This window comes from Actinomadura madurae (assembly GCF_900115095.1).
Lineage (GTDB): Bacteria > Actinomycetota > Actinomycetes > Streptosporangiales > Streptosporangiaceae > Spirillospora > Spirillospora madurae.
The window spans coordinates 173,897-196,358 of the sequence record NZ_FOVH01000001.1 but is presented as its reverse complement, the minus strand read 5'-3'; the positions used below and the strand labels follow the sequence as shown (position 1 = coordinate 196,358).

The 22,462-nt window shown below is 71.4% G+C and carries 24 protein-coding genes; 11 read left to right on the top strand and 13 right to left on the bottom strand.

Annotation, left to right across the window (positions count from 1 at the left end):
- Positions 1-2 precede the first annotated feature (2 nt).
- The 4 genes from BM339_RS00980 to BM339_RS00965 all read left to right on the top strand — a co-directional run bounded on the left by BM339_RS00980 (position 3) and on the right by BM339_RS00965 (position 4,520).
- Entirely contained in the window at positions 3-779 is a 777-nt protein-coding gene (locus tag BM339_RS00980) for an FHA domain-containing protein (RefSeq protein ID WP_075019648.1), read from the top strand.
- Positions 776-2,290 (top strand): hypothetical protein, encoded by a 1,515-nt coding sequence (locus BM339_RS00975; protein ID WP_024936576.1) that lies wholly within the window; start codon positions 776-778, stop codon positions 2,288-2,290. Before BM339_RS00980 ends, BM339_RS00975 begins: the two co-directional genes overlap by 4 nt.
- Positions 2,278-3,132 carry a glutamate ABC transporter substrate-binding protein gene (locus tag BM339_RS00970; protein ID WP_337959894.1) on the top strand — a complete coding sequence of 285 codons (855 nt, stop codon included), beginning with the start codon at positions 2,278-2,280 and terminating at the stop codon, positions 3,130-3,132. Before BM339_RS00975 ends, BM339_RS00970 begins: the two co-directional genes overlap by 13 nt.
- Before the next feature lie 191 nt (positions 3,133-3,323).
- Entirely contained in the window at positions 3,324-4,520 is a 1,197-nt protein-coding gene (locus BM339_RS00965; protein WP_021594754.1) for a hypothetical protein, read from the top strand.
- On the opposite strand, the gene BM339_RS00960 is transcribed toward BM339_RS00965, so the two are convergent.
- The gene (locus tag BM339_RS00960; protein ID WP_075019647.1) at positions 4,481-5,101 is read right to left on the bottom strand and encodes a hypothetical protein; all 621 of its coding nucleotides are present in this window, start codon (positions 5,099-5,101) and stop codon (positions 4,481-4,483) included. The genes BM339_RS00965 and BM339_RS00960 overlap by 40 nt on opposite strands.
- A gap of 136 nt (positions 5,102-5,237) precedes the next feature.
- Here BM339_RS00960 and BM339_RS00955 point away from each other — a divergent pair, with 136 nt between their 5' ends.
- Entirely contained in the window at positions 5,238-5,756 is a 519-nt protein-coding gene (locus BM339_RS00955; protein WP_021594756.1) for a PH domain-containing protein, read from the top strand.
- Position 5,757: 1 nt separating this feature from the next.
- Here BM339_RS00955 and BM339_RS00950 read toward each other — a convergent pair whose 3' ends face one another.
- The 6 genes from BM339_RS00950 to BM339_RS00925 are packed head-to-tail and all read right to left on the bottom strand — an operon-like array spanning position 5,758 to position 12,767.
- Positions 5,758-7,179 carry an NAD(P)/FAD-dependent oxidoreductase gene (locus BM339_RS00950; RefSeq protein WP_177287623.1) on the bottom strand — a complete coding sequence of 474 codons (1,422 nt, stop codon included), beginning with the start codon at positions 7,177-7,179 and terminating at the stop codon, positions 5,758-5,760.
- 43 nt (positions 7,180-7,222) lie between these two features.
- Complete coding sequence (locus BM339_RS00945) at positions 7,223-8,044, bottom strand: ABC transporter permease (RefSeq protein ID WP_075019645.1); 822 nt, start codon at positions 8,042-8,044, stop codon at positions 7,223-7,225.
- Positions 8,041-8,904, bottom strand: coding sequence for an ABC transporter permease (locus BM339_RS00940; RefSeq protein ID WP_075019644.1), 864 nt, complete (start codon positions 8,902-8,904; stop codon positions 8,041-8,043). The genes BM339_RS00945 and BM339_RS00940 overlap by 4 nt, the downstream gene beginning before the upstream one ends.
- Entirely contained in the window at positions 8,904-10,148 is a 1,245-nt protein-coding gene (locus BM339_RS00935) for a polyamine ABC transporter substrate-binding protein (protein WP_075019643.1), read from the bottom strand. The genes BM339_RS00940 and BM339_RS00935 overlap by 1 nt, the downstream gene beginning before the upstream one ends.
- Positions 10,145-11,296: an ABC transporter ATP-binding protein gene (locus BM339_RS00930; protein ID WP_075019642.1), complete on the bottom strand. Its 1,152-nt coding sequence runs from the start codon at positions 11,294-11,296 to the stop codon at positions 10,145-10,147. The genes BM339_RS00935 and BM339_RS00930 overlap by 4 nt, the downstream gene beginning before the upstream one ends.
- Before the next feature lie 37 nt (positions 11,297-11,333).
- The gene (locus BM339_RS00925; RefSeq protein ID WP_021594762.1) at positions 11,334-12,767 is read right to left on the bottom strand and encodes a gamma-aminobutyraldehyde dehydrogenase; all 1,434 of its coding nucleotides are present in this window, start codon (positions 12,765-12,767) and stop codon (positions 11,334-11,336) included.
- Between the two features lie 164 nt (positions 12,768-12,931).
- Here BM339_RS00925 and BM339_RS00920 point away from each other — a divergent pair, with 164 nt between their 5' ends.
- The 3 genes from BM339_RS00920 to BM339_RS00910 all read left to right on the top strand — a co-directional run bounded on the left by BM339_RS00920 (position 12,932) and on the right by BM339_RS00910 (position 14,212).
- Positions 12,932-13,393: an Lrp/AsnC family transcriptional regulator gene (locus tag BM339_RS00920; RefSeq protein WP_021594763.1), complete on the top strand. Its 462-nt coding sequence runs from the start codon at positions 12,932-12,934 to the stop codon at positions 13,391-13,393.
- Positions 13,394-13,488: 95 nt separating this feature from the next.
- A complete protein-coding gene (locus BM339_RS00915; RefSeq protein WP_021594764.1) occupies positions 13,489-13,755 on the top strand; it encodes a type II toxin -antitoxin system TacA 1-like antitoxin in 267 nt (88 codons plus the stop codon).
- Between the two features lie 4 nt (positions 13,756-13,759).
- Positions 13,760-14,212 (top strand): NUDIX hydrolase, encoded by a 453-nt coding sequence (locus BM339_RS00910; RefSeq protein ID WP_075019641.1) that lies wholly within the window; start codon positions 13,760-13,762, stop codon positions 14,210-14,212.
- Here BM339_RS00910 and BM339_RS00905 read toward each other — a convergent pair.
- Positions 14,207-14,620, bottom strand: coding sequence for an HIT family protein (locus BM339_RS00905; RefSeq protein ID WP_075019640.1), 414 nt, complete (start codon positions 14,618-14,620; stop codon positions 14,207-14,209). The two genes, BM339_RS00910 and BM339_RS00905, sit on opposite strands and share 6 nt — an antisense overlap.
- Before the next feature lie 117 nt (positions 14,621-14,737).
- Between BM339_RS00905 and BM339_RS00900 the strand changes: the two genes are divergently transcribed.
- On the top strand, positions 14,738-15,406 hold the full coding sequence (locus BM339_RS00900; protein ID WP_021594767.1) for an ATP-binding cassette domain-containing protein: 669 nt from the start codon (positions 14,738-14,740) through the stop codon (positions 15,404-15,406).
- Positions 15,403-16,092 (top strand): hypothetical protein, encoded by a 690-nt coding sequence (locus BM339_RS00895; RefSeq protein ID WP_021594768.1) that lies wholly within the window; start codon positions 15,403-15,405, stop codon positions 16,090-16,092. The genes BM339_RS00900 and BM339_RS00895 overlap by 4 nt, the downstream gene beginning before the upstream one ends.
- A 347-nt stretch (positions 16,093-16,439) precedes the next feature.
- Here BM339_RS00895 and BM339_RS00890 read toward each other — a convergent pair whose 3' ends face one another.
- From BM339_RS00890 to rlmN, 5 genes are all read right to left on the bottom strand, one after another.
- On the bottom strand, positions 16,440-17,264 hold the full coding sequence (locus BM339_RS00890; RefSeq protein WP_075019639.1) for a DUF1963 domain-containing protein: 825 nt from the start codon (positions 17,262-17,264) through the stop codon (positions 16,440-16,442).
- A gap of 193 nt (positions 17,265-17,457) precedes the next feature.
- A complete protein-coding gene (locus BM339_RS00885; RefSeq protein ID WP_075019638.1) occupies positions 17,458-18,375 on the bottom strand; it encodes an RNA polymerase sigma-70 factor in 918 nt (305 codons plus the stop codon).
- A gap of 7 nt (positions 18,376-18,382) precedes the next feature.
- Positions 18,383-19,327 (bottom strand): NAD-dependent epimerase/dehydratase family protein, encoded by a 945-nt coding sequence (locus BM339_RS00880; protein WP_075019637.1) that lies wholly within the window; start codon positions 19,325-19,327, stop codon positions 18,383-18,385.
- A gap of 146 nt (positions 19,328-19,473) precedes the next feature.
- Positions 19,474-19,977: a DivIVA domain-containing protein gene (locus BM339_RS00875; RefSeq protein WP_075019636.1), complete on the bottom strand. Its 504-nt coding sequence runs from the start codon at positions 19,975-19,977 to the stop codon at positions 19,474-19,476.
- Positions 19,978-20,039: 62 nt separating this feature from the next.
- Positions 20,040-21,185, bottom strand: coding sequence for a dual-specificity RNA methyltransferase RlmN (gene rlmN, locus BM339_RS00870; RefSeq protein ID WP_021594773.1), 1,146 nt, complete (start codon positions 21,183-21,185; stop codon positions 20,040-20,042).
- Positions 21,186-21,299: 114 nt separating this feature from the next.
- Here rlmN and BM339_RS00865 point away from each other — a divergent pair, with 114 nt between their 5' ends.
- Positions 21,300-22,445, top strand: a complete 1,146-nt coding sequence (locus BM339_RS00865; RefSeq protein ID WP_083597150.1) for a suppressor of fused domain protein — start codon at positions 21,300-21,302, stop codon at positions 22,443-22,445.
- Positions 22,446-22,462 lie beyond the last annotated feature (17 nt).

Sequence of the window (22,462 nt, the reverse complement as noted above, 5' to 3'; positions counted from 1 at the left end):
GCATGGCGAGCTGTCCCAACGGACACACGTCGCAGTCGCCGGACTACTGCGACATCTGCGGCGAGCGCATCGGCGCCGCCTCCTCCGGCCCGTCCTCCGGCGGCCCGTCCTCCGGCGAGGCACCGGGCGCGCAGTCCTCGCCCGGCGCGAGGCCGTGCCCCGACTGCGGGACGCCCGGCACCGACCGGTTCTGCGAGGCGTGCGGCTACGATTTCGCGACCGGCGGCGGCAAGCCGACGCCCGCGCCTCCGGTGCCCGCCCCGCCGGTGCCGGCGCCCCCGGTTCCGGCGCCCCCGGTGCCCGCTCCTCCGGTCCCCGCGCCGCCCGTGCCGGCGCCCCCGGTCCCGGCGCCGCCCGTGCCGGGAGCGGTGTGGACGGCGGTCGTGACGGCGGACCGCGACTACTACAACGCGATCATGGCGGAGGAGGGCCCCGACTCGGCGTCCCTGGCGTTCCCGCCCTACGCGCCCGAGCGGCGGATCCCGCTGACCGGGCGGCAGGTCCGGATCGGGCGGCGCAGCTCCTCGCAGCCGACCCCGCCGGAGATCGACCTGCGGGAGCCGCCCGAGGACCCCGGCGTGTCCCACGTCCACGCGGTCCTGCTGGCGCGGCCGGACGGCGCCTGGACGCTGGTCGACCCCGGATCCACGAACCGGACCTGCGTGAACGGGTCCACCGACCCCATCCCCTTCAACGTGGAGATCCCGCTCTCCGAGGGCGACCGGATCCACGTGGGCGCCTGGACCACCATCACGCTCACCCGAGGCGAGGCGACATGACGGCCGTTCAGCAGGCTCCGCAGGCGGGCGGACCCGCCCCCGGCGCGCAGGCGCCGCCGCCCGCCCGGCGCGGCCCGGCGGCCCGGCTCCGGCCGCGACCCGAGGCACCGCCGGCCGGTGTCGCGCGGCTGCTGCCGCGGACGGTCGCGGCCCGCGTCAGGACGCTGACGGCGCTCTCCCTCGTCCTGCTGGTGGTGCTGCTCGGCGTGGCCTGGGCGGCGGTCTCCAACGCCCGCGAGGGCGTGCGGGTCATCGGGCACGACGCCGGCCCGCAGGTCGTCGCCACCGGCGACCTGTACTTCCAGCTCACCGACATGGACGCGCAGCTCGCGAACGCGCTGCTGATCGGCGACGCGGCGGGCGGCGGGCGCGACCAGGCGCTGGCCCGCTACGACGAGAACCGGCGCAAGGCCGGCGACGCGCTGCTGAAGGCCGCCAAGCTCGCCGACGAGACGACCGAGAACAACACGGCCCGCGACCTCCTGGACGCCCTCGCCCGCTACGAGCGCCTCGCCGGGCAGGCGCTCCTGCTCGACCGGCAGACCCCGCACGCGTCCGGGCCGCCGTCCCAGCGGGTCATCGACCTGTACCGGCAGGCCACCGACCTGATGAAGCTGGACCTGCTGCCGAAGGCGTACAACCTGACGCTGGACAACGGCACCCTCGTCCGGCACACCTACGAGGACAAGCGGTCGGCTGTCCTCATGGGGCGTACGGGGATCCTCGTCACGGGCCTGGTCCTGCTGGCCGTGCTGGCCGGGTTCCAGCTGTTCCTCGCGCGGCGTTTCCGCCGGCTGCTGAACCTGCCGCTCGCGGTCGCGACGCTCGGCACGCTCGTCCTGGTCGGCGCGGGCACGCTGATGCTCTCCGGCCAGGCCGACCATCTGCGCCAGGCCAAGGAGGAGGGCTTCGACTCCATCCTGGCGCTCTCGCGGACGCGCGCCATCAGCAACAGCGCCAACGCGGACGAGACCCGGTTCCTGCTCGACCCGGGACGCGCCGACGCGTACGAGCAGGTCTACCTGAGCAAGTCGCAGACCGTCCTGTACCTGAAGGCCGGGAACCTGACCCAGTACAACGCCGCCGTGCAGAAGGACCTGTCGTTCGAGCCCGGTCGCGCGCCGTTCCTCGGCTTCCTCGGCACCGAGGCCAACCGGCCGGTGCAGTCGGCCGAGCAGAGGGCGCAGCTCGCGACGATGATGAACAAGGTGCTCGGCGACTACCAGAAGGTGCAGGCGAACGACCGCCGGATGCGGGACCTCGTCCACGGCGACCAGCGCGACCAGGCCGTGGCCGCGCGCACGGCGGCCGCCGCGGACTTCGCCCAGTACGACCGGTCCCTGCAGGGCCTCATCGGCATCCACCAGAAGGCGTTCGACGAGGCCGTCAAGGACGGTGACGGCGGGACGAGCGGCTGGTACGTGGTCCTTCCGGTCGCCGGCGTCGTCATCGCCGTGCTCGTGCTCGCCGGGGTGCGCCCCCGGCTGGCGGAGTACCGGTGGTCGGCGTGAGGGCGCGGCGCCTGGCGGCGGCCCTCCTCGCCGCGGCGGCGGTCCTCGCCGCGGGGACGGCGTGCGGGATCGCCGACGCCGGGGAGAGCACGGTCGCCGGCAAGGACTCGCTGGTCATCGGCGTCAACGGCGACCAGCCGGGGCTCGGCGAGCGGCAGGGCGACGGCTCCTTCGCCGGCTTCGACGTCGACGTCGCGAAGGAGATCGCCCGGCGGCTCGGCGTGCCCGCCGCGAACGTGACGTTCCGGCGGGTCACGTCGGCGACGCGCGAGAAGGTGATCCAGGACGGCGACGTCGACCTGGTGGTGGCCAGCTACTCCGTCACGCCCGAACGCAAGGTGGACGTGTCGTTCGCCGGCCCGTACTACGTCGCCCACCAGGACATCCTCGTCCGCAAGTCCGACGCCGGAGAGATCCGCGGCATCCACGACCTGAAGGGGCGGCGGCTCTGCCGGGTGGCGGGGTCGGTGTCGTTCCCGCGCGTCCACGACGAGCAGGGCGTCGCCGCGCTGCCGGTCGACGCGGACGGGTACGCCGGCTGCCTCTCGGAGCTGACGGGCGGGCGGCTGGACGCGGTCTCCACCGACGACCTCATCCTCGCCGGCCTCGCGGCGAAGGCGTCCGGCAACGGCCGCGAGATCACGGTGGTCAACGCGCCGTTCACCGACGAGCCGTACGGCGTCGGCATACGCAAGGACGACGTGGACGGCTGCGAGGCGGTCAACAAGGCCATCACCGGGATGTACCAGGACGGCACCGCGCCGCGGCTGCTGAACAAATGGTTCCGGGCCTCCGGGCTGAAGCCGACCACGACGGTCCCGCAATTCGAGGGATGCGTCTGACCGGGGACCCTCCCGAGAATTCGTCACCCACCGCAGGGAATGGATTACGGAATGACACCGGAAGGGCAGGTGAGACCGGCCGGTCACTGAGATCAGTCGGTTACGTAAGTTACGGTCGGCGCGCGTGATCGTAAGTTATGGTCGCGATCAAAACCCGATCCGGCAACCACCGTCACCCCCCGAGGAGTTCCATGACGACGGTCATCCTGGTGGTGATGTGCGTCGTGGTAGGGGCGCTCGAACTGTACGCGGGCAAGCAGAGCCGGGACCAGGCGAACGCCTTCCGCCGCCGGATCGACGAGCTGAACGACCAGGTCACGAAACAGAACAACGTGCTCGTCACCGTCGGCGAGCAGCTCACCGCGGAACTGTCGCGCGTCAAGCAGGACGTGCTCCCCGCGCTCGACAACCGGCTCCGGCAGAACACCGGGCAGGTGGAGGAGCTGGCGGGCCTCGTCCACCAGGCGGACGACTACCTGCGCACGCAGGCGAACCGGCTGCACGAGCTGGAGCAGCAGCGGATCACGCTGGCCGCGCTGCGCCGCAAGCTCGGCGAGGTCGAGACGTCGGTGCGGGCCGTCACCCGGACGGGCGGCGAGGCCGTCGAGGGCAAGGTCGACGCCGCCCTCGGCCGGCTCGCCGACCTGGAGCGCGGCGGCGAGGAGATCCTGGAGCTGCAGCGCGCCCTCACCCGCACCCTGGAGGACGTCGAGGACGTCGTCGCCGAGCTGCTCCAGTTCACCGAGGGCGAGCTCGACGACACCGTCACCGCGGCGCTCACCGGCCGCCCCCGCGCCCACGGCGACGCCGTCACCGCCACGGGCCGGCTGTGGACCCGCGACGACCAGCTGGAGGACATCCTCTGCGAGATGTACGAGCGGTGCGTGCGCGCGAGCCGGCTGAACGTCCGGTTCCGCACCGCCGAGGGCTCGGACGGCCCGGACCCCGGGTCCCCGGAGCGCCGCCGCTACTTCCTCGGCGGGCACGCCAGCGAGGACCTCGCGGGCGTGTTCAGCGCGCTGCTCATCTCGGCGGGCGCCGACCTGCCGTCCAACGGCCTGGCGAACGGCGGGGGCAGGCGGGGCCTCGCGCGGGTGGAGCCGGGCGTCCCGTCAGGGGTCGACCCGGTGCGCCCGCCGGAGGACGAGGCGGCGCTCCAGGCCCTGCTGCGGACGCTGTCGGAGTGCACGGGCGCCGTCGCGCAGATCGGCCCCCTCATGGCCGTCCGGACGCGGGACGAGCTGCTGTGCGCGGTGCTGACGGCCGGGCAGTCGCTGGAGCTGGAGAGCGACGAGGTGTTCTGGGACCCGGCCGCCGCGACCGTCCGGCTGCGCCGGCTGCCGTCCCATCAGCTGTGGGACCTGACCGGCTGGGCGACGGCCCCGTAAGCACGCACGGTCCGCTCCCCCGGCCCGCCGATGCGCACGTACAGGGGGCAGCTCAGGGCGCGCGTCGCCGGATCGACCTCGGCGCACAGCCCGATCCCGGCGGCGCGGTCGAGGAACACCGCGTTCTCCACCGCCCGCGCCCCGCGGATCGCGTACGGGACGGAGTCGGCGTCGCCGGTCTCGAAGAGCTCCTCGAACGTCAGCCGGCGCGCGAACCGCATCAGCACCTCGGCGTCCACGACGCGGCTGCCGATCGCGGCGGCCGGGCCCGCGACGACGATGCCGAAGCTCGGGTCCTCCCGGCCGCGGACGTAGATCTCCCGGTCGGGTTCCAGGCCCTTGCGGCGGCCGGTGATCTGGACGCCGAACCCCGCCTCGCCGTTGAGGTAGGCGGGCGGGCCGAACCCGGGCGGCGCCGTCCCGTTCCGGACGCGCACGGCCCCCGCGGGCATCTCCCAGCCGGGCAGGTACACCCCGAGACCGCGCAGCAGCAGGCGCCAGATGGGACGTCCGGTCACATCGGGCGCGAACTCCCCGCGCGGTCCCCTGGCCCCCCGCGAACCTTCGGCGTCGCCGTCCATAACGTCCATCATCGGTGTCCGGATCTTGCTCTTACAAGGCCCCGCACGGGCACCAGAGCCCTTACCGCGCCGCCCCTGCATCGCCCGGGCCGGGTCGGCTACGGTTGGAGCAACCGGATCATGACGAGGACCCGCCGTGAATCTGCAGGACATGATGGTGCACCGCGACACCGCGTCGCGGACCGTCGACAAGTATCTGATGTCCTACGAGGGACGTGTCATCGCCGTGCGCCGGCACCCCGCCGTCCTGCTGCTGCCCGTCTCCGTCGTCGTCGCCGGTCTCGTCGCGTGCGCCGCGATCAGCGCGGTCGGCGGGCTGATCTGGGTCTGGTGGCTGTGGCTGATCACCCTGTGCTACCTGGTCTGGAAGGTGATCGCCTGGTCGGTGGAGTTCTTCCTGGTCACCGAGCACCGGGTGATGGTGATCAACGGGGTGCTCAACCGCAACGTCGCGATGATGCCGCTCGCCAAGGTCACCGACATCGCGCTGAACCGCTCCGTGATCGGCCAGCTGCTCGGCTACGGCGAGTTCGTGATGGAGTCCGCGGGCCAGAAGCAGGCGCTCCGCAACGTCGACCACATGCCGTACCCGGAGCAGCTGTACCTGGAGGTCTCGTCCGTCATCTTCGGCACGATCGACCAGTCCCCGGACTGACCTAGGAGTCGAAGCCGAGGCCCATGCGGTCGAGGGTGCGGAGCCAGAGGCCGCGGCGCCCGGCGTTGCGGTCCGCGCGGGCGATCTCGCGGCGGGTCAGCTCGATGACGCCGTAGCGGAGCGGCTCCGGCGGGAACGGGACGGGCCTGGACCGCACCATCCTCAGCCGCGTCCGCTCGGTCTCCTCGCCGGGGGCCAGGCCGACGCGCAGCAGGTCGAGCATGACGTCCGCCCCGAACCGGGTGGCTCCGACGCCAAGGCCGGTGTAGCCCGCCGCGTACGCGAGACGGCCGTCGCAGGCCGTCCCGTAGAAGGCGCAGAAGCGGGTGCACGTGTCGATTACGCCGCCCCAGGCGTTGCTGAAGCGGACGCCTTCGAGCTGCGGGAACGTGGTGAAGAAGTTCCGGGCCAGGGTCGCGTAGGTCGCGGGGCGGCGTTCGAGGCCGGGACGCATCCCGTTGCCGAAGTGGTAGACGGCGTCGTAGCCGCCCCACAGGATCCGGTCGTCGGCGGTCAGCCTGTAGTAGTGGAACCGGTTGGCGCTGTCCCCCAGGCCCTGCCGGTGCCGCCAGCCGACGGCCTCGCGCTGGCCGGCGGTGAGCGGCTCGGTCACGAGGGCGTAGTCGTACACGGGGACGACGAAGCCGCGCAGGCGCCGCAGGACCGGCGGGTGGGCGCCGGTGCCGAGCGCGACGCGGCGGGCCGTCACCGTCCCGCGCGTCGGACGGCCGTCCGCGGTGGCCGCGCAGGTCAGCGTCAGCCGCCGGGCGTCCGAGCGCAGCCGCGTGACGCGGGTGTGCTCGTACACGCGGACGCCGAGGGACCGGCACGCGTCCGCCAAGCCCCAGGCGAGTTTGGCGGGATGCACCATCGCGACGGCGTCGCGGTCCCACAGCCCGGCGAGGTACGTGGGCGAGTCGACTTCGGCGCGGACGGCCTCCGGGCCGAGCAGGATCGGCTCCCAGCCGTGCTCGTACGCCTTCTCCGCCGCCTCCTCCAGCGCGGGCACCTGCCACTCCTCCGTGGCGACGCTCATCTCCCCGGACGGCTCCCACTCGGCGTCGATGCCGTACCGGGTCAGCGTCCCCGCAATGGCGCGGAGGTTGTCCCAGCCGAGGCGTTCGAGCGTGTGCATGTCGTCCGGCCAGCGTCCGAGGCCGTTCTCCAGCCCGTGGGTGAGGCTGGCGGCGCAGAACCCCCCGTTGCGCCCGGACGCGGCGGCGCCGATCCGGCCTCCCTCCAGCACGACGACGTCGAGCGACGGGTCGCGCTCCTTGGCGAGCAGGGCCGTCCACAGCCCGCTGTACCCGCCGCCGACGACGGCGAGGTCGCACGCCTGCGCGCCGGTCAGCGCGGGACCCGCGTCCGGGCGGCCGGGGTCCTGGAGCCAGAACGGCTCCGGCGCGGCGTCGGCCAGCGACATCGTCACGTCCACGTTCGTCCCCCGATCATGCCCCGCGTCCCCGTCAGCGGGACGCCCGGACGCTGCGCCGCGCCGACACGACCGCGATCACGACGCCGGCCGCGAAGATGAGCGTCCCCATCACGTTGACCTGCGGCGGCGTGCCCGTCCTGGTGGAGCCGTAGATCCACAGCGGGAACGTGACGGTGGCGCCGCTGGTGAAGTTGGTGATGACGAAGTCGTCGATGGACAGCACGAACGCCAGCAGCGCCCCCGCGACCACCCCGGGCATGATCATCGGCAGCGTGACGAGGCGGAACCGCGTCCACGGTCCGGCGCCGAGGTCCTGCGCCGCCTCCTCCACCGCCGGGTCGAGGCCGACGACGCGCGCCCGGACCGTCACGGCCACGAACGCGATCGAGAACATCACGTGCGCGACGAGGATCGTCAGGTAGCCGCGCGGCAGGTTGAACGTGACGAACATCGACAGCAGCGACGCGCCCATCACGATCTCCGGGCAGGAGATCGCCATGAACAGCAGGAGGTTCGTCGAGCCCTTCCCGCGGAACCGGTACCGGCCGAGCGCGAGGCCCGCGAACGTCCCGATGACCGTGGTGATGAGCGTGCTGAGCAGCGCGATCGTCAGCGAGTTGACCACGGCGGTGGTGAGGTCGCTCTTGTCGAACAGCTGCGCGTACCACTTCAGCGTGAAGCCCTGCCACTGGAAGTTCTGCTTGCTGCGGGTGTCGTTGAACCCGAACAGGATCATGATCGCGATCGGCAGGATCAGCCAGGCGATCAGCACCAGCGTGTAGACGTGCAGGCCGGAGATCCGGCGCCGGTGCGGCGCCCGGCGCCGCCGCGGGGCCTTCGTGAGGACCGTCATCGCCTCGCCGCCTCCAGGACGTCCTGCGTGCCGAGCGTGCGCGCGTAGGCGAAGATGCCGGCGAGCAGGATCGCCATCAGCACGAACGACAGCGCGGACGCCGTCGGGTACGCGCTGTTGTTGAAGTACTCGGTCTGGATGATGTTGCCGATCATCGTGTTCTGCGGGCCGCCGAGCACCTCGGCGTTGACGTAGTCCGACGACACCGGCACGAACGTCATGATCACACCGGCGAAGACGCCGGGCAGCGACAGCGGCAGGATGACCCGCGCGAACGCCTGGAGGCGGCTCGCGTACAGGTCGTAGGCGGCCTCCACCACGCGCGGGTCGATGCGCTCCAGCGCCACGTAGATCGGCAGCACCATGAACGGCAGGAAGTTGTAGGTGAGCCCGGACACCACCGCGACGCCCGTGTCGAGGACGTGGAATCCCTCCGGCAGGACCCCGTGGTCGCGCAGCGGCCCGAGGATCGGCCCGTTGTCGGTGAGGACGAGCTTCCAGGACACCGTCCGCAGGATGAACGAGACGAAGTACGGAAGCAGCAGCAGGAACAGGTACGTCGACTTGTGCCGCCCACTGCGGAACGCGATCCAGTACGCGGCCGGGTAGGCGATCGCGATGCACGCGACGGTCGCGAGCAGCCCGTACCAGAGCGACCGGACGAACTTGTCGCCGTAGGTGCTCAGGCCGTCGGTGTAGTTCTGCCAGTGGAACGTCTGCCGGAACCCGTCGATGAGGTTCCCCGTCTGCAGCGACAGGGACACCATCAGCACCATCGGGACGAGGAAGAACGCCGCCAGCCACAGCCCGCTCGGCAGGATCATCAGGTACGGCGCGAGCCGTCCCCGGCCCCGCGCCATCACGACCCCTTGGAGATGGGCTCGAAGATCTTCTGGTACTCGGTCTCCTCGGCCTGGGTGAGCCGCCGGTAGTGCCGCAGCCGGGCCAGGTCGGCCTCCGACGGGAAGACCAGCGGGCTCGTGCTCAGCCGGGTCAGGTCCTTCTTCTCGTCCCCGGTGGCCTCCGCCGCGTGCTGCGTGATGATCTGCTGGGTCGACGGGATCGGCGGCATGTAGTTGATGAACTCGGTGAGCGGGGCGTTGTTCTCCGGGACGTACAGCCAGTCCATGAGCGTCAGCGCGTCCACCGGGTTGTCGGCCGTCTTCGGGATGCACAGGTTGTCGGTCCAGATCGTGCCGCCCTCCTTGGGCACCACGAACTTCACGTCCGGGCTCGTCAGGCTGTAGACGTCACCGGACCACGCCATCGTCATCCACACGTCGCCCTTGCTGACGGCGTCGACGTAGTCCTGCGTGTAGTACTTGCGGACGATGCCCTGGTCGCGCTGGTCGCGGAGCTTCGCGGCGGCCTTCTCCCAGTCGGCCTTCGTCGACTTCTCCGGGTCGATGCCGAGCAGGAACATCCCGAAGTTCCCGAGCTCCTGCGAGTCGCCCATCATCCCGACCCGGCCCTTGTACTTGGCGTCGAACAGCTGCGCGATGCTGGTGATCTCCTCCTTGACGTACTTGGTGTTGTACGCGATGCCGGTGACGCCCGACTCGTAGGGGATCGTGAAGGCGTTGCCGGGGTCGTAGGACGGGTTCTTGTACGGCTCCCCCGCGTTCGCCTGGAAGTTCTTCAGCTTCGACAGGTCGAGCGGCGCCAGGTAGCCGAGCTGGCGGCACTGCTCCAGCTGGATGCCGTTCGTCATGACCATCAGGTCGAAGCCGATGGACTGGCCCGCCGCGAGCGGCGCCTGGATCTTGCCGAACCACGGGCCCATCTCCTGGATGACCTCCTTGTAGGTCACCTTGATGCCCGTCTCCTCCTCGAACGCCTTGATGGTCGCCTGGTCGTCCTGCATGTAGCCCGGCCAGTTCGCCCAGTTGAGCTTGCCGCTCTTCACCTTGCCCGCCCAGTACTTCTGGACGTCGCTCTGGCTGACCTTCTCCTTGCCGCCCTGCCCCTTGACGCCGCAGGCCGACAGGGCGAGGCCGGCGCCCGCCGCGCCCATCAGCCGCAGCACGTCGCGGCGGGCCGGGTGGGAACGCGCCAGGCGCGGCCGGGTGAGTCCGCGCAGGAATGCGGGGTCGATCTGGCTCACTGGGGGGCTCCTATGGCGTACGAGTGGCGCGGATCCCACGACAGCCAGACGCTGTCGCCGCGCACGGCGATGTCGTCGGCGGACGTGGCGTTCTGCAGGAAGACGACGACGTCGGCCCCGGCAGAGGTGGTCACGTTGTAGTTCGTCGACGTCCCGAGGTACACGACCTCGGTCACGGTCCCCCGGACCCCGCACAGGCCGTCGCCCGGCTTGTCCGGCCCTATGCCGATCTTCTCGGGGCGGACGGTCAGCTCCAGGCGCTCCCCGGCCGCGACGTCCAGGCCGTTCCGCACCGGGACCTCGATCCGGCCGTCCTGGCCGTGCGACAGCACGGCGGTGCCCTGCCCCGTCTCGGTGACCTCGCCCCCCAGCAGGTTGGACGTCCCGATGAACCCGGCCACGAACCGCGTCGCGGGATGCTCGTAGATCTCCCGCGGCGTCCCGAGCTGCTCGACCAGCCCGTCGTTCATGACGGCGATGCGGTCCGACATCGTCAGCGCCTCGCCCTGGTCGTGCGTCACGTACACGAACGTGACGCCGACCTCCCGCTGGATCCGCTTCAGCTCGACCTGCATCGCCTGGCGGAGCTTCAGGTCGAGGGCGCCGAGCGGCTCGTCCAGCAGCAGGGCCCGCGGCCGGTTCACCAGCGCGCGGGCCAGCGCGACCCGCTGCTGCTGGCCGCCGGACAACTCGGCGGGACGGCGCCGCTCCCGTCCCGCCAAGTCGACGATGTCCAGCATCTCCCCCACCCGGCGCGTGATGTCCGCCTTCGGGACGCCGCGCCGGCGGAGGCCGAACGCGACGTTCTCGAAGACGCTCATGTGCGGGAACAGCGCGTACGACTGGAAAACCATGTTCACGTCGCGCCGGTTGGGGGGCACGCCCGTGACGTCCTGCCCGTGCAGCCGGACCTCGCCCGCCGTCGGCTCCTCGAAGCCGGCGATGACGCGCATGGTCGTCGTCTTGCCGCAGCCGGACGGACCGAGCAGGGAGAAGAACTCCCCCTGCGCGATCGCCAGGTCGACACCGCGCACCGCCGCCACGGTCTCGCCATAGGCGTGGTACGCCTTCTCGACACCCGTGAGCTCGATGGCGGGAACGGCGCGACCCGGGTCGTCGCGCGCCGGGGCGGGTTTCGTCTCGGTCATGGGCGGGGCTTCCTTCACGGGCCTCGGTCGGCGGCGGTCAGCCGCCGATGTAGTGCATGACGTGCTTGACGCGGGTGTAGTCCTCGATTCCGTACATCGACATGTCCTTGCCGTAGCCGGAGTGCTTGAAGCCGCCGTGCGGCATCTCGGACACCAGCGGGATGTGGGTGTTGACCCAGACGGCGCCGAAGTCCAGCGCCTTGCTCATCCGCATGGCACGGCCGTGGTTCTGCGTCCACACGCTGGCGGCCAGGCCGTACTTGACGCCGTTGGCCCATTCGATGGCCTGCCGCTCGTCCGAGAAGCTCTGGACGGTGATGACGGGGCCGAACACCTCGTTCTGCACCATCTCGTCGTCCTGCCTGAGCCCGCCGACGACGGTCGGCGCGAAGAAGTAGCCGCTGTCGCCGACACGCTCGCCGCCGGTCAGGACCTTCGCGTGGCTGGGCGCCCGCTCGATGAAGCCCTGGACGCGCTCCAGCTGGTTCGCGCTGTTCACCGGCCCGTAGAAGGCGTCGGCGTCGCTGGGCGGCCCGACCACCGTCCCCTTGGCGGCCTCGGTGAGCGCCTCGGTGAAGGCGTCGTGCAGCCGGTCGGCGACCAGGACGCGCGTCGCCGCCGTGCAGTCCTGGCCCGCGTTGAAGTACCCGGCCTCGGCGATGCCGGTCGCCGCCGCCTCGACGTCGGCGTCGTCGAACACGACGACCGGCGCCTTGCCGCCCAGCTCCAGGTGGACGCGCTTGAGGTCCTTGGCCGCGGACGCCGCGACCTCCATGCCGGCCCGCACGCTCCCGGTGATCGACACCATCTGCGGCGTCGGGTGCTCCACCAGCGCGCGCCCGGTGTCGCGGTCCCCGCAGATCACGTTGAAGACGCCCGGGGGCAGGAACTCGGCGGCGATCTCCGCCAGCATCAGCGTGCTCGCCGGCGTCGTCTCCGACGGCTTCAGCACCACGGTGTTCCCCGTCGACAGGGCCGGCCCGATCTTCCAGACCGCCATCATCATCGGGTAGTTCCAGGGCGTCACCTGGGCGCAGACCCCGACCGGCTCCCGCCTGATCGAGGACGTGTGGTCCGCCATGTACTCGCCGGACGCCTTGCCCTCCAGGACACGGGACGCCCCGGCGAAGAACCGGAGGTTGTCCACCATGGGCGGCACCTCCTCGTCCAGGGTCATCTGGAGGGGCTTGCCGGTGTCCCGGCTCTCCGCCTTGACGAGCTCCTCCGCGCGCGCCTCCACCGCGTCCGCGAAGCGGAGCATCGCGAGGCTCCGCTCGCCCGGCGTGGCGTCGCGCCAGGCGGGGAACGCCTCGGCCGCCGCGCGGAACGCGGCGTCGACGTCCTCGGCGCCGGACACGGGCGCCTGCGCGTACGTCTCGCCGGTACTGGGATCGACCACCTCCAGGGTCCGCCCGTCCTTGGCGTCCACGTACTCGCCGCCGATAAAGTTGCGCAGCCGATCGCCGCTCATCCTCAGGTCCCTCCTGGGCACCGTCGCCCGTTGTGTCCTGTTGGCCCGACCCTTACAGAGGATTCAGCCCAACACAAGTGATTCCGTTGTTACGATCCAGTTTCACGACTAATTCACTTGACCCAGAGGCCTCACACCCTCGATGCCGCAGCTAGGAGACCCCGATGGCCCGCGCCGCCCACGTCCAGCTGGACGAGACCGCCAAGCAGATCATCGAACAGCTCCAGCAGGACGGCCGCCGCTCCTACGCCGCCATCGGCAAGGCCGTCGGCCTCTCCGAGGCGGCGGTCCGCCAGCGCGTCCAGAAGCTCCTCGACACCGGCGTCATGCAGATCGTCGGCGTCACCGACCCGCTCATGCTCGGCTTCTCCCGGCAGCTGATGATCGGCGTCAGGTGCGAGGGCGACCTGGAGAAGATCGCCGACGAGCTGGCCGACGTGCCGGAGATCGACTACGTCGTGATCACCGCCGGCTCGTTCGACATCCTCCTGGAGCTCGTCTGCGAGGACGACGAGCGCCTGCTGGAACTGCTCGGCCGCATCCGCGCCGTCCCCGGCGTCGTCTCGACCGAGAGCTTCGTCTACCTCAAACTGCGCAAACAGACCTACTCCTGGGGAACCCGCTGACTCCATCGGACACCCGGCGATTCTCGTCCTCAGTGGGGATGTCCTGGCTACACCCGGCGGCGTACGTTGAAAAGCCGCAAGGAAGGAGACCGGCCATGTCTGAGTCGGTTCGCCAGGACCTTCCCGCCGCCTGGGGCCACGACCACATCGCCCTTCCAGCGTCCGCCGACCAGCTCCTCGTGATCCGCAAGGCCGCCGAGCTGGCCGGATGGACGGTCAGCGACTACATCCTGTCCACCGTCCTCGACCGGGCGGAACGCGACCTCTACGCACACGCCGCGGCCCAGGAGGCCGCGGTGCCGCCCCCCGCTCCCCCGGATCCGGCCGCCCCCTTCGTCGCCCTGCTAGCGGCCCTCGGCTGACGCGATGCCCTTGGCCCGGGACGGCGACGGCAACCTGCTGCTGGCCTTCCTCCCGCCCGCGGCCCCGCCGGCGGACGCCCCGATGCCCGCCGCCCTCGCCGCGGTCCGGCACGGCCGCCACCTGCTGCTGGTCTTCAACCGGCACCGAGCCCACTGGGAACTCCCCGGCGGCCTGATCGACCCGGGCGAAACCCCCCACGAAGCGGCCGTCCGCGAACTGCACGAGGAGAGCGGCCTCCACCTGCCCACCCTCACCCTCGCCGGCTACGGCCGCTTTCACCTCGTCAGACCACCCCGCGACGAGTACGCCGCCTTGTACACGGCTTCGACGACGTCCCGCCACACCGCCTTCACCCCCAACGAGGAGATCAGCGCGATCCGCTGGTGGGACACCGCCACCCCGCATCCCCCCGACGCCCAGATCCTCGACACGACCATGGCCCGCGCGGCCCTATGACCGGAGGACGCCGGCGAGCCGCTCGGCGTACTCGGCGGCCTCGGCATCGGACTCGTACTTCTGCCGCGGCCAGAAGAACCCCCTCAGCCCGTCCTTCCGGTTCCGCGGCACCACGTGCACATGCAGATGCGGGACGCTCTGGCTGACCCGGTTGTTCATGGCGACGAACGACCCCGCGGCCCCCAGCCCCTCCTCCATCGCCGCCGCGAGCCGCTGCGCGTACCCGAAGAACGTCCCCAGGAAATCCCCGGGCAGATCCGTGAGCGTCTCGTAGTGCGTCCGCGGAATCAGCAGCGTGTGCCCCTTGAACAAGGGCCGCACATCAAGAAACGCGACGACCTCGCCCTCATCCAGAACAACATGCGCCCCCCGCTCTCCCGCCACAACCTCACAGAACAAACAACCCATCCCCCCATCCTCCACCCGGCCGGGGGGTTAACGCCGGGCTTACGGGTGGGGGTCTAGCGTGCGGGTCTCATGCGGCTGGACAACGTCGCCTTTCGTTATCGCCGGAAGGATCCCTGGGTGTTCAGGGATGTCACCTTCTCCCTCCCCGGCGGCAGCGTGACCGAGGTGACCGGGCACAACGGCGCCGGGAAGTCCACGCTGCTCCGGGTGATCGCCGGGCTGCGGAGGCCGGGTGCGGGCGCGGTCAAGGAACGGCCCGCGCGGGTGGGGTACGCGCCGGAGCGGTTTCCGGTGGACCAGCCGTTCAGCGTCCGCGCATACCTGGGGCACATGGCCGCCATTCGGCGCGTCCCCGCGGATACGGTCGGCACGTGGGCGGAGCGACTTGCCTTCGGTCATCTCCTCGATGTGCGGCTGCCCGAGCTGTCGAAGGGCAGTGCCCAGAAGGTGGGGCTCGCGCAGGCCCTCATGGACGACCCCGAACTGCTGGTATTAGACGAGCCGTTCGCCGGCCTGGACGCCGCGACCCGTGATGCGCTGCCCACGTTGATCGCCGAGCTCGCCGCAGGCGGCACCACCGTAATCATCAGCGACCACCAGCGCTGCATCGAGACCATGCCGGGCGTCGACCGGCTGCGCGTGGCCGGCGGCACCGTCACCCGCCTTCCGTCGGGCGACGCCCCCGGTTGGGCCGTCCTCGAGGTCGAGGTGCCCGCGGACGAAGCCGACACCGTGGAGACCAAGCTGCGCGCGGACGGCTACCGGGTGCGGAGGCGCGAGGGGTGATCGCGCTCGTCCGGTTCCAGGTCGCGGGATACGTCCGATCGCTCCGTGTCCTCCAGCCGCTGATCCTCGTCCTGCTGGCCGTCGCGCTGATCCTCGTCCAGGGGCCCAGCGGTCCGGACGCCGCCGACCTCGCCGTCGGCACCTTGGGAGACGTGGCCGCCTTCATGTTCCCCGTGTGGGCGTGGGCGGCGCGCGCCCTCCTCGACACGCAGCCCGACGAGCAGCGCGCGCTGACGACCACCGCCGCCCGCTCCCCGTCGGCCCCCGTCTGGGCGGGCCTGTTCGCCGCATACACGGTGAACGCCTTCCTGGGTGCCGTCGCACTGGCGGTTCCCCTCCTTCAGGCACTCGGTGCAGGCTCACCCGGGCAGGCGATTCTGGCGGGTCTCGTGCTCAACCTCCTGGTGGCCATTCCGGGGACGCTCCTCGGCGCCTGGACGAGCCGAGCGCGCATCCCCCATCCGGGCATCTCCTTGCTCGTCCTCCTCGGCGGCGCCACGGCGCTGCTCCTCCTCGGCCTGGGACGGCTCGCCTGGCTCTCCGTCCCCATGATCGGGTGGATGCGCGCGGCCCACGACGGCCCGTCCGCCTTCACCTCCGCCTTCCCCGGCATCGCCCTCCACCTCCTCATCTGGTCCACCCTCGTAGGCGCCGCCTACCTGACAACCACCCACCGCTCCCCCTAACACCCCGCAACTCTCACCTCCGCGCACCCAACTGTCTCAACCAGCACCACCTCCGCCCGGCGCCCCCGGCTGCGCGGCACCGATGCGCGCCGCGACGGCGGCCCGCGCCTCGATCCAGGCAAAACCCGGCCAGCCGCCTGCGCACCAACCGGCGGTGGGCCAGCCCACCCGCAGTCGCTAACGAACACCACGACGCAGCACGCCCACGCACCCCGCGGCCGCGGGTGGGGGCGCGATGCTGCGCGCCTCGGGTCGTGTCTGTCCTGGGGCGGTCTGCTGAAGGCCTCATTGGATGTTCAGGGCTGCACGGGCACTCCCTTGGCGCGTGGGTTGGGCGGCTTGGAGGGTTAGGCGGCTTGGAGGGTTAGCCAGGATTGCTCTAGTGGGGTGTTCTGGCGGGTGCAGAAGTAGACGCGGCCTGGGTCGCCCCAGTACCAACCGAGGCGGTCGTCCGAGTCGAGTTGGAGGAGGAGGTGCCATTCCTCGACGGCGTGCTGCTCGTCCGGGCTCAGGGACGGGGGCTTGACGGAGTCCAGGGGACGGCCGGTCGAGGCGTAGAGGCAGTCGGGGCCGAGCGGGCGCTGGACGAGGACGGGCCAGCCGCCGAGCTGGTGGGCGGGTGCGTCGTCCGGGCAGGTGTGGCGCGTCCAGGCCGCGTGCAGTTGCGCGTAGACGGCGGCGACGCCGCTGTAGACGGCCTCCAGGCGCTGGACGGCGGGCTCCTGCGGGGACGGTAAGGAAAGGAACGGAGCGGCTCCCAGGGTGGTCTGTGGGTAGGGGCGCGATCCGGGCGGTGGATCCGCGGCGTGGAGGTCGCCGGTGAAGACGCGCCACCCATCGCGCTGTACGGCCTCGTCGCCCCACGGACGCGGGGTCTCGCTCGCGTAGTAGAACGCGGCGCGGCAGGACGGCAGGCCGGGGATGTCGCCGAGGGAGGCGAGGCCGGCGAAGTCGATCGCGCCGAGGAAGTCGAGCGGGCGGCCGTTCCATTCCGGCCACGGCTCGTCCGGTGGCAGCAGCGGGGTGCCGCCGAGGTGGACGGGCACCTCCCCTTCGGCGCCGAGCCGAAGGGCCGGTCTGATCAGCGGCAGCACGGCGGCCGTGGCCTCGGGGGCGAGGAAGACATCGAACAGGGCGCGGAGCCGGCGGTATTGCGCTGCGATGTTGTCCATGCACGTAGCGTTGCCTGGGTCCGGCCGCGTGTGCAGGGTCCCGCGAAATTGTGGATAACTCATCCGGTCTTGCGGCCCGGGGTCGTCCCGGGCCGCAAGACCGGCTGGAGCACCGAACAGCCGCCGCCAAGCTTCCGCTCAGCGGCCGCGTACGGGTGCATGGTGAAGACGGCGTCGGCGCGGCGGCCGTGCCTCACTCTGCGCCGTCGACGGCGCGCAGCAGGGCGCCGAGGTCGTCGAACCGGTCGACGTGCCGCAGCTTGTCGGGATTGGCGATGGAGTGGATCGTCTGGATCCGGCCGTCGGTGATGCTGAGCGCCGTGACCATGACCAGCCGGTCCTGTGCGTCGGTCGCCACCGCGCCGGGCTGGCCGTTGACCTCGGTGACACGGACGCGGACACCTCGACGCGCCAGTTCGGACATCCCGGCCGACAAGGTCCGGGCCACGTGCCGCCGCCCGTTGACCGGTCGCGCCAGCGCCCCCGGCACCTTGCCGCCGCCGTCGGCGTGCAGCGCCGCGTCCTGCGCCAGCAGCGCCTCCAGCGCTCGCAGGTCGCCCTGCCCGGCGGCGGCGAAGAAGCGCTGAGCCAGCTCTTGTCGCTGCCGCCGAGAGGCGTGGTAGCGCGGCCGGCGTTTCCGGACGTGGTCGCGGGCCCGCGCGACCAGGTGCCGCGTGGTGTCCACATCGGTGCCGAGGATCTCGGCGACCTCCGTATACGGATACTCGAACACCTCGCGCAGCAGGAACGCGGCCCGCTGCTGTGGCGACAAGCTCTCCAGCAGCACCAGGAACGCCAGCGACAGCGAGTCGGCCGTCTCGGCGCGCTCGGCCGGCGTCGGCTCGGTGACCAGCGGTTCCGGTAGCCACTCGCCGACGTAGCGCTCCCGCCGCACCCGTGCCGAGCGAAGATGGTCGATGGCCAGCCGGGTGACCAGCGTGGCGATGTACGCCCGGGGTGAGGCGATCGGCTCGTCCCTCCGCAGCGTCTGGTGCATCCGCAGGAACGCCTCCTGCACCACGTCCTCGGCCTCGCCGACACTGCCGAGCATCTGGTAGGCGATCGCAAAGGCCCGCGGTCGCAGCTCTCCGTACAGATCCGAGGTGGACACGGCCGGGTCACCCCAGTCCCTCGATGAACCCCGTGCGCCAGCTCGGGTACTGCGGCGCCCACCCCAGTTCGCGTTTGGTCTTCTCGCTGGAGATCCCGCGTGCCTGCGTCATCAGGTTCACCGGGCCCTTGCCGGCCAGCCGGCGTACGAGCCAGGCCGGCACGCGGCGCGGCGGTTCGGCGCCCAGCGCGCGGGCCAGTTCCGAGAGCCAGTCGTTCACCGGTGCCGGCTCGTCATCGCCGACGTGGTAGATCCCGGGCCTGCCACGCTCGATGGCCGCGACCGTGGCCGACGCGGCGTCGATGATGTGCACCAGCGACCACACCCCACCGCCGTCGCCGACGATCGGGAACTTCCGCCTGCGGATCTGCGCGGCCATGACGGCGTCCGGCGCGGCGCTGATGCCGGTCCCCGGGCCATAGAACCCACCGTAGCGAAGCGCGATGCCCTCACCCCAGCTGATGCCGGTCACCGCCTCCTCCAGGTGACGCAACGCGTCCACCGACTCCTTGACGTCCGCAGGCGGGTTCGGCTCGATCCGGCCGTTCTCGTCGGCGACCGGCCCGCCGGTGCGCTCCATCCACAGGGCGTTGCTCTGCGCCACGAACTTGCGGACGCCGACGGCGCGCGCGGCGGCCAGCAGGTGGTCGGTGCCTTCGGTGCGCAGCCGGTCGGTGGCGGCCGCCATTCGCTTCACGTGCCGGAAGTCCGCCGGTCCGCTCAGCGCTGTGAGCTGATGGACGATCACCTCTGGCTCGGCCCTGGCCACCACCTCGGCCACCGAGTCGGGGTCGAGCGCGTCGACGATCACCGGTTCAGCGCCGAGCGCGCGCAGCGCGGCGGTCTTGGCGGCCGAGCGGGTCGTGCCGACGACCTCGTGGCCGCGCACCACGAGCTGGGGAATGAGCTGGCCGCCGATCGCACCGGACGCTTCGGCGATGAAGATCTTCATGACGTCTCCGTTCGTTGTTCTCACCAACAGAGACGAGACAGGCCGGCACCCCATGAACGGCAGTAACCCACTTCACAGCACGACCCCTGGGGCCGCCACACCACGGCCGCGCCGTTGGGGGTCGGACGGAGGCCGGGATGACTTCGTCAGCGTTCGAGGGCGGCGGCGAGCTGGAGCAGGAAGCGGTCGACCTCGTGCTCGTCGTAGCCGGGCCCGAGCCGGACGACGCGGAACGCACTTTCCCGGACATCCCGGGCCGTCACCGACGGGGCGGTGCCGCGCAGACCGGCGATCACGCGCTCGAGGAACGCGTCCACGTCCCGCACGTCGTAGCCAGAGCGCAGGCGGGCACCGGAGAACCGGGCGTTCTGGATCCAGTTGATCAGCCAGCCGGGCTGGGCCCGTGGACGGCCCGGCCGCTCGCCGATCGGCGCCCGGCCCTGGAGCTCCCTGATGCATTCGCGGAGCAGCTCGTCCACGGCGCGACGCTCGTAGCCGCGCAGGACGACGTCGAAGCGGGTCATGCGCACGTCGTCCACGGAAACCGGCGGACCGCCGTCCAGCGCCTGCGAGACCCGTTTCAGCAGAGCGTCCACCTGGTGCCGGTCATAGCCGCGCATGACCACCGGCAGCCGCGCACCCGTCCTCACCGGCACCGCTCCTCAGCCGTGTCCCCGCGCCCGCACGGACGCCGGACACGCCCGCGGAGCGCTCAGTCCTTGGTCGACGCGGCCAACTGGCCGCAGGCCCCGTCGATCTCCCTGCCCCGAGTGTCGCGCACCGTGACCGGGACACCGTGGGCCTCCAGGCGGCGGACGAACTCGCGCTCGTCCTCGGGCCGTGAGGCGGTCCACTTGGAACCCGGCGTTGGGTTCAACGGGATCAGGTTGACGTGAACGAGATTCCCGCGCAAGAGCCTGCCGAGAAGATCCGCCCGCCACGCCTGGTCGTTGACGTCCTTGATGAGGGCGTACTCGATCGAGACGCGGCGGCCGCTGCGGTCCGCGTAGGCCCAGGCGGCGTCCAAGACCTCGGAGACCTTCCACCGGTTGTTGACCGGCACGAGGTCGTCGCGCAGCTCGTCGTCGGGCGCGTGCAGGGACACCGCCAGGCGGACGGACATGTCCTCCGCGGCGAGCTTCTCCATGGCCGGGACGAGCCCGACGGTGGAGACGGTGACCGATCGCTGGGAGATGCCCAGGCCGGCGGGTGCGGGGTCGGTGATGCGGCGTACCGCGCCTATCACGGCCTTGTAGTTGGCCAGGGGCTCGCCCATGCCCATGAAGACGATGTTGGATACGCGCCCCGGACCGCCTGGGATACGTCCGCGGGCAAGGGCACGCGCCCCTGCAGCGACCTGTTCGACTATCTCGGCCGTCGACAGGTTACGGGTGAGCCCTGCCTGACCGGTCGCGCAGAACGGGCAGTTCATTCCGCACCCCGCCTGGGACGAGACGCACATCGTGGCCCTGTCCGGGTACCGCATCAGCACCGATTCGAACAGGACGCCGTCGAACGCCTTCCAGACGGTCTTGAGGGTCGTCCCCCCATCGCAGTCCATTTCACGGACCGGGGTCAGCAGCGAGGGAAGCAGCTCAGAGACGAGCCGTTCGCGGAGAGCGGCGGGCAGGTCCGTCATCTTGGACGGGTCGTCGATCAGCCGCGCGAAGTAGTGCCGCGACAGCTGGTCGGCTCTGAACGGCTTCTCCCCCAGCGCGGCGACCGCCTCGCGCCGTTCCTCCGTGGTGAGGTCGGCGAGATGCCTCGGCGGCTTGCCGCGCCTCGGGGCGGCGAAGACGAGCTTCGCCGGGGTCTTCTTGGGCGCGGCGCCGGTCGCGGCGGGCTGGGTGGCAGACATGGTCCTCCAAGTGTCGCAAACACCTGCCCGTGCCTCGTCCGTCTGCGGCCACTCACCTTTACCCGCCGCACGACATTCCTGCACATGACCTTGTCTGCGACTAAGGTCTCGATCATGTCGGTATTGCGCAGGGGTGCGGCCACGGCACGGGGGCCGGCGGCGACGGTCGTCCACACGGCGGCCAGCCCGTACGGCAGCCGGCGGCTCACCGTCGAGACCGACGGCGACGTCACCGCGGCTTACCTGAAGGACGCGCGGGACTCGGTGGTCGGGGCGGTCTGGGTCGCGAACCACCGTGCGGCCCCGTCTGAGCTGGATCGGGCACGGCTGGAGGCGGGACGCGCGCCGCTCCTGCCGGAGTCGCACGTCCGCCATCCCTCGGGACGCGGGGCGCTTGACGGCGAGGTCCTGGAAGTCGTGTGGTTCGAAGAGGGCGACGGGGTGGCCGTCCTGGAGGCGGGCGACCCGCTCTTCGTGATCCCCGGCTGGTCGGACATGGGCCGCGGCATCCCCGGCTATGCCCGGGACGCCACGCGCCAGAGCCCGTTCGCGTTCCCCCTGGACGAGGAGATCGAGGACTTCGGGCCACGCATCGACCAGGCGCGCGAGCACTGGAAGCGGTGCCGTGCCGACGGCTCCTGGGCCGAGTTCCAGCAGTCGGTGCTCGGGCACCTGCTGCAACGGCTCGGCCCGAGTGGCCACTACTGGCACGACGTCGGACGCCAGCTCACCAACGGCAGGCCGGCCGCGGCCCCGACAGTAGGTGTGTCGGAGCGTCCCGCACGAGGCGACCGCGAGTACACCGTTCTCAGCACCGTGGGGATGAGCCGCCAGCGGATGCCCACGGTCGAACTGTACGAGGACGACGTCGCCCCGTACGGGCGGATAGAACTGGCCGTCGCCAGCACCCTGCCCAGCCAGCGGGCAGGGAGCATCTTTCCGTGGCTGGCGCAGTACCCCTGGCGGTCGGTGACCTGGTTCGCGCCTGGAGACGTCGTCAAGTGGTACCACGAGGCCCGCACGTTCCCTCTCGGCAACGGTGAGTCGTCCTGGGAAGGCGTGCTCCTCCTGGACGATCCGAACCGCCTGGCGGGCCCTCAGGGGCCGGCCATGACGGGGCTGACGCTGAACGGCGACGCCGTCCGGTGGCTGTGGCTCGTGCCCATCTCCGCTGAGGAACATCGCTACGCGAAGAGCGAGGGGTCGGACGCGCTCATCCGGCGTCTGGCCCAGCAGGGCCGCTCCTGGGTCGTCTCCTGACGAGACGCCGGGAGCGG

What these genes read in the sequence shown, in the direction of transcription:
- BM339_RS00980 (WP_075019648.1), top strand. Translation starts at nt 3, where the DNA reads ATGGCGAGCTGTCCCAACGGACACACGTCGCAGTCGCCGGACTACTGC.
- rlmN (WP_021594773.1), bottom strand. Translation starts at nt 21,185, where the DNA reads ATGTCTGCCACCCAGCCCGCCGCGACCGGCGCCGCGCCCAAGAAGACC.
- BM339_RS00910 (WP_075019641.1), top strand. Translation starts at nt 13,760, where the DNA reads ATGCCCTTGGCCCGGGACGGCGACGGCAACCTGCTGCTGGCCTTCCTC.
- BM339_RS00915 (WP_021594764.1), top strand. Translation starts at nt 13,489, where the DNA reads ATGTCTGAGTCGGTTCGCCAGGACCTTCCCGCCGCCTGGGGCCACGAC.
- BM339_RS00965 (WP_021594754.1), top strand. Translation starts at nt 3,324, where the DNA reads ATGACGACGGTCATCCTGGTGGTGATGTGCGTCGTGGTAGGGGCGCTC.
- BM339_RS00890 (WP_075019639.1), bottom strand. Translation starts at nt 17,264, where the DNA reads ATGGACAACATCGCAGCGCAATACCGCCGGCTCCGCGCCCTGTTCGAT.
- BM339_RS00975 (WP_024936576.1), top strand. Translation starts at nt 776, where the DNA reads ATGACGGCCGTTCAGCAGGCTCCGCAGGCGGGCGGACCCGCCCCCGGC.
- BM339_RS00925 (WP_021594762.1), bottom strand. Translation starts at nt 12,767, where the DNA reads ATGAGCGGCGATCGGCTGCGCAACTTTATCGGCGGCGAGTACGTGGAC.
- BM339_RS00960 (WP_075019647.1), bottom strand. Translation starts at nt 5,101, where the DNA reads ATGGACGGCGACGCCGAAGGTTCGCGGGGGGCCAGGGGACCGCGCGGG.
- BM339_RS00940 (WP_075019644.1), bottom strand. Translation starts at nt 8,904, where the DNA reads ATGGCGCGGGGCCGGGGACGGCTCGCGCCGTACCTGATGATCCTGCCG.
- BM339_RS00905 (WP_075019640.1), bottom strand. Translation starts at nt 14,620, where the DNA reads ATGGGTTGTTTGTTCTGTGAGGTTGTGGCGGGAGAGCGGGGGGCGCAT.
- BM339_RS00930 (WP_075019642.1), bottom strand. Translation starts at nt 11,296, where the DNA reads ATGACCGAGACGAAACCCGCCCCGGCGCGCGACGACCCGGGTCGCGCC.
- BM339_RS00945 (WP_075019645.1), bottom strand. Translation starts at nt 8,044, where the DNA reads ATGACGGTCCTCACGAAGGCCCCGCGGCGGCGCCGGGCGCCGCACCGG.
- BM339_RS00880 (WP_075019637.1), bottom strand. Translation starts at nt 19,327, where the DNA reads ATGAAGATCTTCATCGCCGAAGCGTCCGGTGCGATCGGCGGCCAGCTC.
- BM339_RS00950 (WP_177287623.1), bottom strand. Translation starts at nt 7,179, where the DNA reads ATGTCGCTGGCCGACGCCGCGCCGGAGCCGTTCTGGCTCCAGGACCCC.
- BM339_RS00865 (WP_083597150.1), top strand. Translation starts at nt 21,300, where the DNA reads ATGTCGGTATTGCGCAGGGGTGCGGCCACGGCACGGGGGCCGGCGGCG.
- BM339_RS00920 (WP_021594763.1), top strand. Translation starts at nt 12,932, where the DNA reads ATGGCCCGCGCCGCCCACGTCCAGCTGGACGAGACCGCCAAGCAGATC.